We start from the raw sequence: 13,645 nt of genomic DNA, 5'->3' as shown, positions 1-13,645 counted from the left end.
ACCTGATTATGAACGTTGTATCAAAGGAGCGCGACCCTCAGAGGTACCGGTCGCTGCGCTGCCTTACGAATGATGCGCCGCCGCTGGCGCTGAGCGTAGACCGTCGCGTCGATCAGGATCTCGGCATGTGGCACTTCGACCATGCCGCGGCCGCCATCGGCATCTAGCCGATACGGATGATCGTCAGCGATAGCGAGCATTCGTGCAACGCGCGTCCGAGCTCAGCGGGCCTGACCACGTGACATCATAGCGCCGCCACCGTTGCAAAGCCGTGCTCTGCGGCCTCGAGCGCGGCGGCGATGTCGGCCTTGGTGTGGGCGGCGCAGAGGAACATGTTGTGCTTGGGGTGGAAGTAGACACCCCTTGCAAGCATCGCGCTGCAGAAGGCCGAACCCTTCCGGTAGTCCGGGTCCCCTTCAAACAAAAGCGTCGGCATTTGCACCGGTCCCGATTGACGGATTGAAAGACCGAACTGACGGGAACGCGTGTCGAGGCCATCGCGCAGCGTTTGCCCGAGCTGCGCGAGGCGGGTCGGAACATCGTCCCTGCGCACGATCTTCAATGTCGCGACGGCAGCAGCCATGGCGACGGCGCCGGCCCAGAATGAGCCCGTGACGAAGATCTGGGAGGCGGCACGGCGCAGCCAATCGGCTCCGGTTACAGCCGCCAGGGCATGACCGTTGGCGATCGCCTTGCTCCAGGCCGACAAGTCGGGCCGAACACCAAGACCTTCCCAGCTACCCGCGGCATTCAGGCGGAAGCCGGCGCGAACTTCGTCGATGAGCAGCGCGGCCCCCTTGCTGTCGCAGATGCGACGCGCCGCACGCGCGAACTCTGCGGTTGGAAGTTCCTGGTCGAACCCGAGATCGTGGCGGAACGCCGAAATCAGGATTCCGGCAAGATCATCGCCCGCCGCCCTGGCCGCCGCCTCGAGGCTCTCGACGTCGTTGAACGTGAAATATCCGAGATGGGCGCGATCCTCCGCGGTCACGCCGAGAAGCGACGGCGAGCACCACGGCACGGCACCATGATAGGCGCCCTTGGCGACGAGGATCTTTCGTCGACCCGTTGCAGCCCTTGCGATCGTGACGCACGTCGTCGTCGCATCGGTGCCGTTCTTCTGAAACTGCGTCCAATCGGCATGTCCCACCATATCGACGACAAGCTCGGCCAACTCGACCATGACTTCGGCCGGACCATTGAGGCAGTCGCCGTCGCGCCGCTGACGCTCGGCGGCTTCCTCCACCTCGGGATGGTGATGGCCGAGCAGGTTGGGACCCCAGCTGCACATGAAGTCCACGTAGCGATGACCATCGACATCCCAGAGCACGCCGCCCTCGCCGCGGCTGAAGAACTGCGGATACGTCTCCGGCAACTTGGCCGCGTGGAGATGTCCCCACATCCCGCCTGGCACGACCTTCTCGGCCCGCGCCCGCAGGGCAGCATCCCTTGTCCTGATCATCTCCGGCATGCTCTCTCTTCTCCAGTTCTGATATATCATATATTATGTTGTCGGATACAAGGGAATTGTTGCTTTGCCGGCCCGGACCCGTAGACCTCGTATCAAAGGCTAGGGTCCGGATCCGACCCCGTATCGGCGCGGATTGCCGAAACAGCCCAGACCTTGCGGGGACCGAGAATGGTTGACGTTGAACAGAGACATGGCGAGGGCGCTGTGGGCCCGGTGGCTCGCGACAGCCTGACAAGCTTGGTCTACAACAATCTGCGTCAGGCGCTGATGGAAGGCCGGTTCTGGCCGGGCCATCGCTTCAAGATTCGCGACCTTGCTGCGACCATGAACGTGTCGGAGACGCCCATTCGCGAAGCCCTGATGCAGCTCGTGCGCGGCCGCGCGCTCGAGATGCAGGCGGGACGCTCGATCATGGTCGCCCACATGACCGCCAAGCAGTATATCGAGCTCAGGACCGTCAGGCTGTTTCTCGAGGGACTTGCCGCCGAGCACGCAACCACGCGCATCTCGGACGCCGATATCGACAGGATGGAGGCCACTCACCGCGAGCTGATCAGCGCGGAGAAAGAGCACAGATGGTCCGACGCGGTTCGCGCCAACTGGCAATTCCACCGCGGTCTCTATGATGGATCGGGGCTTCCCGAAGTACTCGCCATCCTCGACGATATCTGGATGCGGAACGGACCCTTGTTGAATTTCCATTATCCGCACGCCCCCCCAACCTATCCAAACGAACATCAGCACCTGTCCGTTCTCAAGAATCTGCGGCAGCGCCGGCCGGACAAGGTTCGCGAGTCGATCCAGGCGGACATGATGGAGGGCGGCCAGAATCTCGTCCGGTTGCTGGAAAAGCATGGCGGCACGCGCTTCATGACACCCGAGACGGCCATCGACGAAGACGTCGAGATTGAAGCGACGAAGACGCGCGCTGCACCACCTGCCAAGGCAGCACGCGCGAAATCCAGGCGTCGCTGAAAGTTGCTCACGCGGAGCGAGGCGCAGTGAAGCGATCGAGGACGTTGCGGGTGATCCGCTGCGTGTACGGATCGCCGCGCTTCAGCCCCATCACCCATTCGCAGGTCGCGGCTGTCAGCACCTCGCCCTTGCCGCGGGTCATGTGCACCATCATGCCAGAGCCGTATTTGTAGCGGGCCAGACCCTCGGGCGTGACATCACCGTTGATGCACTCCACCAGACCTTCGTGGTCGCTATTGCGGATGTAATAGCGGAAGCCCTCACCCTGCGGCTCGTCTTCGGCCAGGACGGCCGGCGCCATCGCCAGAATCTGAATGGTCTCGGGTTGCCCCTCGGCTGGGACTGGAAACGGAAGCCCGTTGCGGAACGTGTAATCCAGCCCGTCGACCTCGTAGGCAAAGATGTGCTGCTTGTCGCCGAAGATGTCGGCATAGTGCAGTCCCGTGCCGGCAAATGCCCAATGCTCGGGGCGATAGACGGTAAAGCCTCGTTGGCCGTTCGGCGCGAATCCGCCCCAGGACGCGTAGAGGCCGTGCGCACCGTTCACGCCGACCGTCGAGGCGCCGGGCCAACGGACGTTGCGATCTTCCCAGGCAGACGTCATCAGACGCGCGCGGTCCGTGCCGACGATCGGGTCCTTGTGGACCGCTTTGAACTTGTAGCAGACTTGGCGCTTGCCATCGTCCTCGAGCCGGATCTGCCACAGGAAGTTCGCGCCAAAGCGCGCGAGCCGCCCGCCGCCCTCCACATAGCGCTCGATCGCCTCGCGCATCTCCCATGTCCAGTACTCGTCATGGCCGATGATGGTGACGCAAGGGTAGGCCTCGAGCAGCTCGGGCCGGTAGTGAAGATCGGTCTGGGTGATCATGTCGAGGGCGTAGCCTTCCTTCTGCGCCCAGAGCACGAAATGCCGATCGAACTGGGCCCAGCCCGCTGCCGCGTAATATTGGCCAAAGCCGTTGGAGAACGCCCACTCCTTCATCTGGTAGCGTGGCGCGTCGCCCATCTCAGGCGCGGGATTGGCGCAGATGCGCGGTGCGCCGGGCGGCAGCCAGACCATGCCGCGCGTCCATGGCCGCTGCAGTGACAACACCGGCGACGGCTCGTCCCTGTCAGGACCTTCGACGCCGAAATAATGATTGGCACCGCCGAAATCATTGTAGGCGGTCCAGGTGCCCGTCGGCAGGATCATCAGTATCTTCGCGCGCCGCGTTGTCTCGGTCGGGCGCACGACGAAGAAATGATGCTGGACGAAGCGGGCCCCGTTCGCTCGCTCGCACGACGAGACCACGCGATAGAAGCCCGAGCGCAGATCGGGCGGCAACGTCCAGCGATGAGCGACGGGCCAGTTGCAGCCGTTGCGATAGGCATCGGACGGCGTAGCCGCGAACACGCCGTCAAGCGCATCGACTTCATGCACCATCTCGGGCTCGAGACCGTCGCGATAGATCTGCAACCGCCAGGCCTTTGCGGTCGCGGAGGAGCGAAAGACGACTTCGTCTCCCGGGTCGTAAGACATCGCATCGGTGTAGGTGTAGACTTCCGCGACGGCGGGATCGCCGCGCGGAGCCTCATACCAGGGCTGGCTGGCCCAGTGCTCGTCCGCATGCATCGGGCGCGCCTTCCGGGGAGCGACGTTGAAGGATCCCAATTCCGGCGGGTGAAACTCAGGCTTGTCCGACATGACAGCCTCCCTGGTTCGAGAAGCCATCTCTGGCGACGAGATGGCGATTTTGCATGTTGGGCCGAAATCGAGGCCGCAGTCTAGGCTTCGGCAGGCATGACGAACGGCCTTGGATCGAGAAAGCGATTCACGACGTTCAACGTGATGGTGCTGATGTTGTTGTCGTAATTGTTGTGACCCAACGACATGCCGTAGGTGATCGATCCCGTCGCAAAGACGGCGCCGCCATGGGCGGTCTCGAAGAACACCATGTCGGCGCGCACCAGCGCATTCTGCGTGCCGTCGAGTCCGTCGACCACGGTGCGAAACTCCTCCGGCGTGGGCAGCGCGCCCGCGCCCAATCCTTCCGACGTCGCGATCCGCAGCGCATGCGGCGGCGTCCCGAGCTCAAGATCGTACCGGTGCCGGCAAGATGCACTTCGCCCGGCTCCGATTCCCAGGTGCGCGTTCCGGCCATGCCGCGGCGAACTTCCAGCGCGGCGGGCGCGGCCGGATGAAAGCCGCAGCGCCAATAGAATGCGTTGCCTCCCATCGAGATATGCCGCCCGCCCGCATTCTGATAAGCCATGATCGCGTTCATCATGTTGAAGCTGTAATATTCGGGATGGGTCGGCGTCATCATGACCCGGTAAGGGGCGAGCGCCCGCGCTCCTTCCCGGTCAAGCTCGACATCCGTGATCAGATCGTAGGCGATCCCCTTCTCCTCGAGCCAGTCGAGGATGTGGGTGTCGTTGATCAAATTGAACCAGTAGCCGCGCGGACGCATGTTGAGGACGGGCCGCAGCCAGGAGCTGTACGCCCGCCCCGAGCCGTCGACATGGCAATCATAGGTCGACTGGCCGATCTCCGGGTTCTCCTGCATGAAGACGTCATCTTGCGGCAACCACAGAACGTGCTCCATCAGCGTTTCGAAGTGAACCTGATAGAGACGCAGCGCGCTGTTGGCATAAGCCAGATATGTCGCGACCGAAGCGACCAGGACGAGATCCGCGCGTCTGGACGCCTTGCCCGGCGTCACGAAGAAGGTGACGTAGCTTTCGCAGTCCCGGTCGGGATTGTCGCCACCTGACGTCAGCCGGAGCGCATAGACGCCGGATCGCCAGTGGGCCGGCACATCGAGCCTGCAAGTTGTCTGCCACTCGCAATCGTAGATGTCGTCGCTGTGGAAATGAATCGCCGCATATTCCTGCAGCGACAGCCGCCAGTCGTGGACGGAGCCAGACCAGTGAAAGCCGGTGACGCCCCTGCGGGGCAACTGGCGGAGGCTGCCATGCAGGCCGTTCGGCGAAAGGTCCTTGATCGACAGCGACGAGATTCCGTTCGAGAAATCCCAGAAGGCGACAAGCCCGGCATCGCTCGCTCCCGTTCGCTGCCGGCCGTCGAATACCCGCAGCGCCTCTGCGTCCAACCGACACGAAAAGACACGCGGAGCTTCGATCTTGCCGTCGAAGTGCGAGGTATATTGGCAATCCCCATTCGCATGATGGGCCGCGATCAGGAACGCCAGGCCGGAATCGAGCGCGGGCGCGTGCGGCAGCGCGAACGATTTCGAATAGGCAGCGGCCGGCCGAACGCCGTCTGCCGGAACGATCAGCGACAAGGAGGCCGATCCCTGCGCAAGGTCAAGCGCGCACGATACGAATGCCCAGACGCGCTGCCGTAGCTTGACGTCGAGGGCAAAACGCGCCGGCGTACCGCTCACCTGGCCCAGCACCAGGACCAGTTGCCCCTCCTCGTCGAGCTCGAGCGCATAGCCGCGCGCCGAACGCTCGCACCAATTTCCCATCAAGGCCTTGGCATTGTCCGCGATCCGCGTCGGGTACACATAGGCTCCGAAACACCAATGCGCGCCGGTCGGGACCAGTACACCGTCGTGGTCAATCACGGCATTGGATCCCGGGCGGATCGGTTGGTCGAGGCAGGCATGCTCACCGTCAATGGGGCTCGTCATTACCTCATATTTGAAGCCCGGGCCGTTGGTGTCGACATCGCCGCAGCGCAGCCTGAGCACCTCGACCTTCACGCTCGGGCGCTTGCTGCTGAGCTGGAATCTGACGGCCTCGCCTGCCGGGACACTGATGCGATCCGGATAGCCGAGATACTCGTTGGTCTTATAGATCACCGGAAATCTCCGCAGGCAGCGTCGTTCCCGTCATCTCTTGCCAGCGCAGCTTGAAGACATGCCACTCCGCTTCAACAAGTGAGGTGAAGACGCGATCATCGACGAAAGGCATCGGATCGCCCCGACGCTTGGGGATGCGCGACAGCCGCCAAGCCTTGCCAGGCTCGAGCACGATCAGAACAAGCCGCCCTTCCGGCTTGCCCCATCGCATCCGCGCCAACAGCTTGCGAAGTTCCGGACTATGCACGCCGAGCGGACTTGCGCGGAACTCCTTGACGAGATCGAGCCTTCCGGGATCGATCACGTAGCGCAGCGCGCCGGGGTCACTGGTGTGATCCATGGTCGGTCCTCACTTACAAGCGCAAAATGGCAGCTAATGCGGTTTAACGCGTCAGCCAGGCCATCCACCGCTCCCGCAGTTCGTTACGATGTTCGCCGATCCAGGCGAAATCGGGCTTGACCAGCTTTTCGTAGTTCTCCGGCGAGGTCGCGTAGAGATTGCGCTCCTCCGGCTTCAACAGCTCGATGGCCGACTTGCTGGCCGTCGCATAGTTGACAGCGCGCATGAACGGCACGTGCGCGTCGGAGCTTGCATAGAAGAAGTCGAGATAGGCCATGGCGGCATTGAGGTCAGGCGCACCCTTGAGAACAGCCATGTAACCGGTGTCGCGAATGGCCTGGTCCCAAGACATCGCAACCGGTACGCCCTCCTTCACAACGGCGAGCGCGCGGCCTGAATAGCTCATGGCCATGACGACCTCGCGGCCGCGCATGATCTGCTGCACCTGGTCGCCTGTCTTCCACCACACCGCGACATTGGGACGGATCTCGTCCAGCTTCTTGTAGGCGCGATTGATGTCCAGCGGGAAAAGCTGGTCCGGCTTGACCCCGTCGGCGAGGAGCGCGGCGACCGGAACCCACCAATCGCTGTCGCCGGTGTCTGGCAGCCCGCGCGGCCCGGGAAACTGCTTGACGTCCCAGAAGTCGGCCCATGTCTTGGGCGCCTTGTTCTTGAACGTTTCGGTATTGTAGGTGATCAGCATGCCGCCGGTCGTGCGAGCAACGCCGTAGGGCTGACAGGCGTCGGAGACGCCGAACTTCTGGACGCTGGGCAGTTTCGCACAGTCGATCTTCTCGAGCATGTCGGTGCGTCCGACCAGGTCGGGACCCGTCGCCGTGACGATGTCGAACTCCACCTTGCCGGTTCGCTGCATCGCCTTGGCGCGCGCCCACTGGTCGGGGACCTCGATCGCGACCGGGACGATTTCGACATTCTTGGCCTTGTTGAAGGGATCGTAGAAATATTTCGCGAGGGTGTTGCCCATCAGGCCACCGGTCGTGGCAATCACCAATTGGTCTTCCAGTTTTTGAGCGGCAGCCGGCAACGCTCCACAAAGAATCAAACCAAGCACGACAGCTGCCGAATTCCACATCCAACCTGTTTTCAGCATCGACGATCTCCTCTCTCTGGTTCTCACTGGCTCGCTATCGGGTGACGCTGCGGGATCGGAGGACATGGGCCCCCAGCAGAATCAAAATGGATAGGACGATCAGCAGTGTCGCGATCGCGGGAATCACCGGCGTCAGGTTCTGCTCGATGTCCTCGAACATTCGGCGCGGCAGCGTCTTCTGGCGCACACCGGACAGAAAGAACGACACCACCGGCTCGTCGAAGGAGATGATGAAGGCAAACAGCGCACTGCTGGCGAGACTCGGCAGGACGAGTGGCAGCGTGACCAGGCGAAAGGCCTGGAAGCGTGTCGCGCCGCAGCTCATGGCGGCCGCCTCCAGATTGGCATCGACCTTTCCCAACGCGGCGGCCATCGTGAAAACGACGAACGGCAAGGTGAGCACCGTATGCGCCAGCACGAAGCCTGGAATGGTTCCGGAGAGACCGATCGTCTGAAAAAACAGATAGAGGCCGACGGCGAGCGCGATATGCGGCACAATGACCGGCCCGATCAAAAGGATCTGGAAAGCCGTGACCAGCCGGCTGCGGCCGCGGATCATTGCATAGGTCGCGGCTGTGCCGATGACCGACGCGAAAAGAGCGGTCAGCAAGGCGACCTGCACGCTGAGCCAGGTGGCGGCACGCCATTGCCTGCTGTCAAAATATTCCGCGTACCATTTCAGCGTGAAGCCGGACGGCGGAAATGCCAGATAGTCGTTCTGGCTGAACGACATTGGAATGACGATGACGAGAGGCACGATGATGAAGGCCAGCACGGCATAGACATAGGCCCCCAGCGCAAGCGATCCGCGGTCGGTCGGCGGTTTCACGAGGCATTCCCCATCAGCCGGTCGAACCGCAACGTCTTGCTGAAGACGATCGCCAGCAGCGTCACGAATACGGTCAGTACCCCGACCAGCGCCGCAGCGAAGGGCCAATCGAGCACCTCACGGATCTGCTTCGAAACGAGCGTCGAGATCATCATCTCCTGCGGCGAGCCAAGCAGGGCGGGCGTGATGAAAAAGCCGATCGCCGTGAGAAACACGAGCAGCGAACCGGAGACGACGCCCGGCAGGCTCAAGGGAAGGATGACTTCCAGAAAGGCCCGCAGGCGCGTCGCGCCGAGCACGGCGGCCGCACGCCCATAGTCGTTCGGAATGCTGCGCAATGCGCCGTAGATCGGCAGGATCATGAACGGCAAGAGCACGTGGGTCATGGCGATGACGACGGCGCTCTGGGTGTAAAGCAGCTTGAACGGCTGTGACGTCAGACCGAAAGACATCAACGCCGAATTGATCAGCCCGTTGCGCTGGAACAGGAATGACCAGGCGGCGGTGCGCACCAGGACGCTCGACCAGAGCGGCAGGATGACACAGACCGCGACAAGGGCGGCGACCGTTCCCTTCGCCCGGCTCATGTAATAGGCGACCGGGAAGCCGAGGATCACCGACAAGGCGGTCACCAGCGTTGCGGTCCAGAGCGTGCGCATCAGGACGCGCATGTGAACCGGATTTTCGACGACGCGCGCGTAATTATCCAAGGTCGGATGCGGCTCGAGGATGCTGATCACCAGGAGCTGCAGGATCGGATAGACGAAGACGAAGGCGATGATGGCGAAGAACGGCAGGAGCAGCAGCAACGTCGACAGGCCGCTCAGCCGGCGGCCGTCGGAATGCCAGAAATGCGATCGCCTCGCCTCCGTCATCGCCGCTTTCCCCGGTAGAGCAGCATCGCCTCAGTAGGGATAGTGAAGGTCGCAACGTCACCCGGGGCCAGGGAGCTGAGCTGCGAGGCGCCGGGGATTCGCGCGCGCATCTCGGTGCCGTCAGGCAGACGTCCGATCAGAAGCAGGGCTGCCCCGGCATAGACGATGTCGCTCAGCGTCACAGTGATGACTTGCCCGGCGGGATTGGCGCCGAGTTGCAGCCGCTCGGGCCTCACGGCCAGCACCGCTGCCTCGCCGGCCGCAACTGGCTCAACGGCCGCCGTGGCCGGCAGGCGCCATGTTTCACCCCCGGGCAGCGCCACAGAGATGCCGTCGCCGACGCTTTGGACGGCAACGTCGACGAAATTCATCTCGCCGATGAAGCCGGCGGTGAAGAGATTCGCGGGCCTTTCGTAAAGCTGGCGCGCCGGCCCGATCTGCTGGATCTTGCCATCCCTCAGGACGGCGATCCGGTCGGCCATGGTCAGCGCCTCGCTTTGGTCGTGGGTGACGAAGATGACGGTGATGCCAAGCTCGGCGTGCAATCGCTTGATCTCGAGCTGCATGTCTTCGCGCAGATTCTTGTCGAGCGCACTGAGCGGCTCATCCATCAGGAGGACGCGCGGCTGATAGACGATCGCACGCGCGAGCGCCACGCGCTGCTGCTGACCGCCGGAAAGCTCATTCGGACGACGGTGGCCATAGCCTGCCAGACGCACGGTTGCGAGCGCGGCTTCGGCGCGCGCGTGACGTTCGGCCGTCCGGAGACCGCGCATCTTCAAGGGAAAGGCGACATTGTCGAGAATCGACATGTGCGGGAACAGCGTATAGTTCTGGAACACCATTCCCAGATTGCGTCTGTTCGAAGGAACATAGGTCAGGTCTTCGGAATCGACGTGAATGGTGCCGCTGGTCGGGAATTCGAATCCCGCAACGCTCATCAGGATCGTCGTCTTTCCGGAGCCGCTGGGTCCGAGCAGGGCGATGAACTCACCGGCAGCAATATCGATATCGACGCCATCGACGGCGGACACGGCACCGAAGCGCTTCTCCAAGCGACTGATGCGGATCGATGCGCCCGACGCCGATTGCCTGGCCGATGCAATATTCACGAAGCCTCGCTTCCCTTTCGCCTGCCCTCGGGCGGCCCTTGCACCCAATCCAAAGCCGCCCCAGCGACTTCGATATAATATTTGATATATCAGGCTATCGCGCGATGAACCCTGCGACAAGGGCCATCTGCGCGTCGAGCATAGGCTTTCCGCCGACGACCTTTGCGCCCTGCGCAGCCGCCCTTGCAAGAAGGCGGGTTACTGCTGGATTGACGATAATGTCGCTGACGGTGGCGCCGGGACCGACACCTTCGATGTCGAGCGGAAGTGGATCATCCGGCTTCATGCCGAGCGGCGTCGTATTGACGATGAGATCGAATGCGCGCGCCTCCGCGCGGCCGGCGCTGACCTTCGTGGCGGGATAATGCGCCGCCACGGCAGCCGCAAGCGCACGAGCTTTCTCCTCATCCCGGTTCATGATCGTGAGTTCGCGCGCCCCGGCCTCCGCCAGGCCGAATGCAGTGGCGCGTCCCGCGCCACCGGCACCGACCTGGAGCACTTTCCGATCGCGCACCGCAATTTCATGCTGCGCGAGGCTGGCGATGAATCCCCTCGCATCCAGATTGTCGCCGACGAGGCGCCCTTCCGCCGTCCGCTTCACGAAATTGACCGCGCCAATCAGTCGCGCCGTCGGCGTGATCTCATCGAGATGCTCGATCACGCCGGTCTTGTGCGGGATCGTGACGCCGAAGCCGAAGACGTTGCGCATGAGCCTGATGCTTGCGGCGATCTGGCCGAGATCGCCGGGCAGGACATGGATCGGCGACACCGCCACATCCTCGCCGATCGATCCGAAATAGGCATTCATGACCGCACTCGCCCGCACATGATCGATCGGGTCGGCGAGCACAAACATGATCTTGGTCTTGCCGGTGATCTCCATGGACTAGTCCTTCTCAGGCCGGCAGAGCAGCGCGGCCGTAACTGCCATAGCGTTCGACCACCCGCGCCATTTCGTCGTCGGCAAGGATCGCGGGTGCGCCGGCCTGACAGGCGAGCAGATACTGCCGGGCAAGGGTTTCGAGCTTCACGGTGAGGTCGAAGGCCGCCTGCAGCCCTTTGCCGACGGCAATCATCCCGTGGTTCGCGAGCAGGCAGGCCTTGCGTTGTTTCAGCGCCGCGACGGCGCCGTCGGCGAGAGCCCTGGTGCCGAACGTGGCGTAGGGTGCGCAAGGCACATCGTTGCCACCAAAACTGGCGACCATGTAGTGGAATGCCGGGATTGGCTTTGCGAGGCAGGACAGCGCGACGCAGCAATCGGCATGGGTGTGCACCACCGCGTTCACTTGCGGATAGGCGTTGAGGATCGCCAGATGCATGTGCCATTCACTGGAGGGCAAGCCGTCTCCAACCACCGTTCCGTCGCGCTTCAAATGGACGAGACCGTCGATGGTGGTGTTGCCGCTATTGCCGCCGGTCGGCGTGATGAGAATGTCTTCTCCGATGCGAGTGCTGACATTTCCGCTGCTGCCGTGATTGAAGCCCTTGGCCTCGAGGCGGGCCACGATATCCAGCACGGATTGCCTGAGTTCGCGTTCGTTCAATTGGCTCCCTCCGGATTCAACATTGCTTCGAGCGTCGTCGCGAACAGATCAACGGGGCCCAGCTTGCCGGACTTGAGACAAAGGGCCAACGGATCCTCGTCTTCAGTCACCGCGGTGCCGATGCCGGGTCCGCCATAGGGACCGACCCGCAAACGTCGAATGCCGAGCTGCTCGACGATCGCACCAGAGGTCTCGCCACCGGCCACGACGAAGCGCCGTACGCCGACACTGCGAAGAGAGACAGCGAGTCGACCAAGAATGGCTTCGGCGAGCTTCGCCGCGCCTTCACGACCGTATCGCTCCTGAGCCATCTTGACGGCCTCGGGCGTGTCCGAAGTGGCGAAGCCGATAGGACCGTTCCGCAGCCGCGGCCGCGCCCAGTCGAGCGCGTCGCCAACCGTCGCCGCCGCATCTTCAGCGTTCAGAAGATTGATGCGAAGCAAGGGATGGCTCTTCTCGAATTCAGCAAGTTGCTCCAACGTCCGCTCGGCGCAACTCCCGGCGAGAACCACGCCGCCGCCACCAACCGCGCGCAAACTGGGCGGTCTCCTGGCCGCGGCGATGAGCCCCCGCGCCTTCCAGATGTCCGGGTAGTGCTGCACGATCGTCGCATTGCCTGTCATCAGCTTCCAATCACAGGTGAGCGTGGCAAGCGTATCGAGATCCCGATCGTAGATCGTGTCCGCAATGAAGTAGCGGATACCCCGAGCCGCCGCTTCCGCGATCGCGCGACCGGCCGAGTCCGCGCCGGCGTTGACCTGCGAATGCGCCAGAAGGCCGACCTTGGCCCGCGTTTGACGCTGCAGAACCCGGACCAGATCGGGATCGGTCATCGGCGTCAGCGGATCATTGCGTTTCGGCGAGTCCGAGATCAGCTCGGTGCCGAGAAAGAGATGACCGTTGTAGACACTCCTTCGAAGGGCGGGAGAAGCCGGGCAAAAGGCGGTGTATTCGGCGCCGGTCAGCTGCATCAGCAGATCGGAGACGGGGCCGATATTCCCCTGGTCGGTGGAATCGAACGTCGCACAATATTTGAAGAAGATTTGCCTCGCGCCCCGCGCAAGCAGCGCCCGTGCCGCCTTCGCCGTCATGCTGACGGCTTCGCTCGCGGGGATCACCCGCGTCTTCTGCGCGACCACGATAGCCGGCACATCGCCGCAGCCGCGAACCAGATCGGGGTCGGTGACAAATCCGCATTCGATGCCGGCAGCGACCAGCATCGCGGCCGTTTCCATGCCGCCGGTCAAATCGTCCGCCACCACCCCGAAGATAAGCTTCGTCATGCGTCCCGCAGATCTCGAGCAGATAGTCTGCGAACGTTGATACATGATATATCAAATATTGGCAAGACTTCCCGAGGTAAAGGTCCCGGAGTGCGGCTGGCAAGATGGCGGAGAGCGAGAGTCGAACCGACGTGTCGCGACCACAGACTTCGGACATGTGAGACCGCGCCGGCTCTCGTCCGCCGCCTGTGCACACACCGCCTCTAACGACGAGCATGTGATCGATCTGCTCAATCGGAAGGGGCGAAAATGATGAAACGAAGGAAGATTCGCACGGCAATCTGGCCGCGGGAAAGGTC

The 13,645-nt window shown here is 62.8% G+C and carries 12 protein-coding genes and 2 pseudogenes; 2 read left to right on the top strand and 12 right to left on the bottom strand.

Annotation, left to right across the window (positions count from 1 at the left end):
* The first annotated feature begins 8 nt into the window (after window positions 1–8).
* The gene (locus tag ACNJYA_RS11465; protein ID WP_172785636.1) at window positions 9–167 is read left to right on the top strand and encodes a hypothetical protein; all 159 of its coding nucleotides are present in this window, start codon (window positions 9–11) and stop codon (window positions 165–167) included.
* Between the two features lie 77 nt (window positions 168–244).
* On the opposite strand, the gene ACNJYA_RS11460 is transcribed toward ACNJYA_RS11465, so the two are convergent.
* A complete protein-coding gene (locus ACNJYA_RS11460; RefSeq protein WP_439402923.1) occupies window positions 245–1,471 on the bottom strand; it encodes an aminotransferase class III-fold pyridoxal phosphate-dependent enzyme in 1,227 nt (408 codons plus the stop codon).
* Window positions 1,472–1,639: 168 nt separating this feature from the next.
* Here ACNJYA_RS11460 and ACNJYA_RS11455 point away from each other — a divergent pair.
* Window positions 1,640–2,344: pseudogene (locus ACNJYA_RS11455) on the top strand (GntR family transcriptional regulator); the annotation flags it as partial.
* Window positions 2,345–2,453: 109 nt separating this feature from the next.
* Here the strand turns inward: ACNJYA_RS11455 and ACNJYA_RS11450 are convergent.
* The 11 genes and pseudogenes from ACNJYA_RS11450 to otnK form a co-directional block, all read right to left on the bottom strand.
* Window positions 2,454–4,130, bottom strand: a complete 1,677-nt coding sequence (locus ACNJYA_RS11450; RefSeq protein WP_439402922.1) for a N,N-dimethylformamidase beta subunit family domain-containing protein — start codon at window positions 4,128–4,130, stop codon at window positions 2,454–2,456.
* 80 nt (window positions 4,131–4,210) lie between these two features.
* Window positions 4,211–4,471 (bottom strand): hypothetical protein, encoded by a 261-nt coding sequence (locus tag ACNJYA_RS11445; RefSeq protein WP_439402921.1) that lies wholly within the window; start codon window positions 4,469–4,471, stop codon window positions 4,211–4,213.
* A gap of 113 nt (window positions 4,472–4,584) precedes the next feature.
* Window positions 4,585–5,916: pseudogene (locus tag ACNJYA_RS11440) on the bottom strand (N,N-dimethylformamidase beta subunit family domain-containing protein); the annotation flags it as partial.
* 325 nt (window positions 5,917–6,241) lie between these two features.
* Complete coding sequence (locus ACNJYA_RS11435; protein ID WP_172785639.1) at window positions 6,242–6,592, bottom strand: hypothetical protein; 351 nt, start codon at window positions 6,590–6,592, stop codon at window positions 6,242–6,244.
* 43 nt (window positions 6,593–6,635) lie between these two features.
* Window positions 6,636–7,685, bottom strand: a complete 1,050-nt coding sequence (locus ACNJYA_RS11430) for an extracellular solute-binding protein (protein ID WP_439367464.1) — start codon at window positions 7,683–7,685, stop codon at window positions 6,636–6,638.
* A gap of 52 nt (window positions 7,686–7,737) precedes the next feature.
* On the bottom strand, window positions 7,738–8,532 hold the full coding sequence (locus ACNJYA_RS11425; RefSeq protein ID WP_212255203.1) for an ABC transporter permease: 795 nt from the start codon (window positions 8,530–8,532) through the stop codon (window positions 7,738–7,740).
* Window positions 8,529–9,407 carry an ABC transporter permease gene (locus tag ACNJYA_RS11420; RefSeq protein ID WP_439402920.1) on the bottom strand — a complete coding sequence of 293 codons (879 nt, stop codon included), beginning with the start codon at window positions 9,405–9,407 and terminating at the stop codon, window positions 8,529–8,531. The genes ACNJYA_RS11425 and ACNJYA_RS11420 overlap by 4 nt, the downstream gene beginning before the upstream one ends.
* Window positions 9,404–10,513 (bottom strand): ABC transporter ATP-binding protein, encoded by a 1,110-nt coding sequence (locus ACNJYA_RS11415; protein ID WP_439367462.1) that lies wholly within the window; start codon window positions 10,511–10,513, stop codon window positions 9,404–9,406. Before ACNJYA_RS11415 ends, ACNJYA_RS11420 begins: the two co-directional genes overlap by 4 nt.
* A gap of 100 nt (window positions 10,514–10,613) precedes the next feature.
* The gene (locus ACNJYA_RS11410) at window positions 10,614–11,402 is read right to left on the bottom strand and encodes a shikimate dehydrogenase family protein (protein ID WP_439402919.1); all 789 of its coding nucleotides are present in this window, start codon (window positions 11,400–11,402) and stop codon (window positions 10,614–10,616) included.
* 13 nt (window positions 11,403–11,415) lie between these two features.
* Window positions 11,416–12,063 carry a class II aldolase/adducin family protein gene (locus tag ACNJYA_RS11405; RefSeq protein WP_439366408.1) on the bottom strand — a complete coding sequence of 216 codons (648 nt, stop codon included), beginning with the start codon at window positions 12,061–12,063 and terminating at the stop codon, window positions 11,416–11,418.
* Entirely contained in the window at window positions 12,060–13,346 is a 1,287-nt protein-coding gene (gene otnK, locus ACNJYA_RS11400) for a 3-oxo-tetronate kinase (RefSeq protein ID WP_439402918.1), read from the bottom strand. The genes ACNJYA_RS11405 and otnK overlap by 4 nt, the downstream gene beginning before the upstream one ends.
* Window positions 13,347–13,645 lie beyond the last annotated feature (299 nt).

This window comes from Bradyrhizobium sp. BLXBL-01, from assembly GCF_051853025.1.
Lineage (GTDB): Bacteria > Pseudomonadota > Alphaproteobacteria > Rhizobiales > Xanthobacteraceae > Bradyrhizobium.
The sequence above is the reverse complement of the archived record's forward strand: the minus strand, read 5'-3'. Positions and strand labels throughout refer to the sequence as shown.

Coding starts and splice junctions, on each gene's coding strand:
- ACNJYA_RS11430 (WP_439367464.1), bottom strand. CDS start 7,685: ATGTGGAATTCGGCAGCTGTCGTGCTTGGTTTGATTCTTTGTGGAGCG.
- ACNJYA_RS11410 (WP_439402919.1), bottom strand. CDS start 11,402: ATGGAGATCACCGGCAAGACCAAGATCATGTTTGTGCTCGCCGACCCG.
- ACNJYA_RS11450 (WP_439402922.1), bottom strand. CDS start 4,130: ATGTCGGACAAGCCTGAGTTTCACCCGCCGGAATTGGGATCCTTCAAC.
- ACNJYA_RS11435 (WP_172785639.1), bottom strand. CDS start 6,592: ATGGATCACACCAGTGACCCCGGCGCGCTGCGCTACGTGATCGATCCC.
- otnK (WP_439402918.1), bottom strand. CDS start 13,346: ATGACGAAGCTTATCTTCGGGGTGGTGGCGGACGATTTGACCGGCGGC.
- ACNJYA_RS11465 (WP_172785636.1), top strand. CDS start 9: ATGAACGTTGTATCAAAGGAGCGCGACCCTCAGAGGTACCGGTCGCTG.
- ACNJYA_RS11420 (WP_439402920.1), bottom strand. CDS start 9,407: ATGACGGAGGCGAGGCGATCGCATTTCTGGCATTCCGACGGCCGCCGG.
- ACNJYA_RS11460 (WP_439402923.1), bottom strand. CDS start 1,471: ATGCCGGAGATGATCAGGACAAGGGATGCTGCCCTGCGGGCGCGGGCC.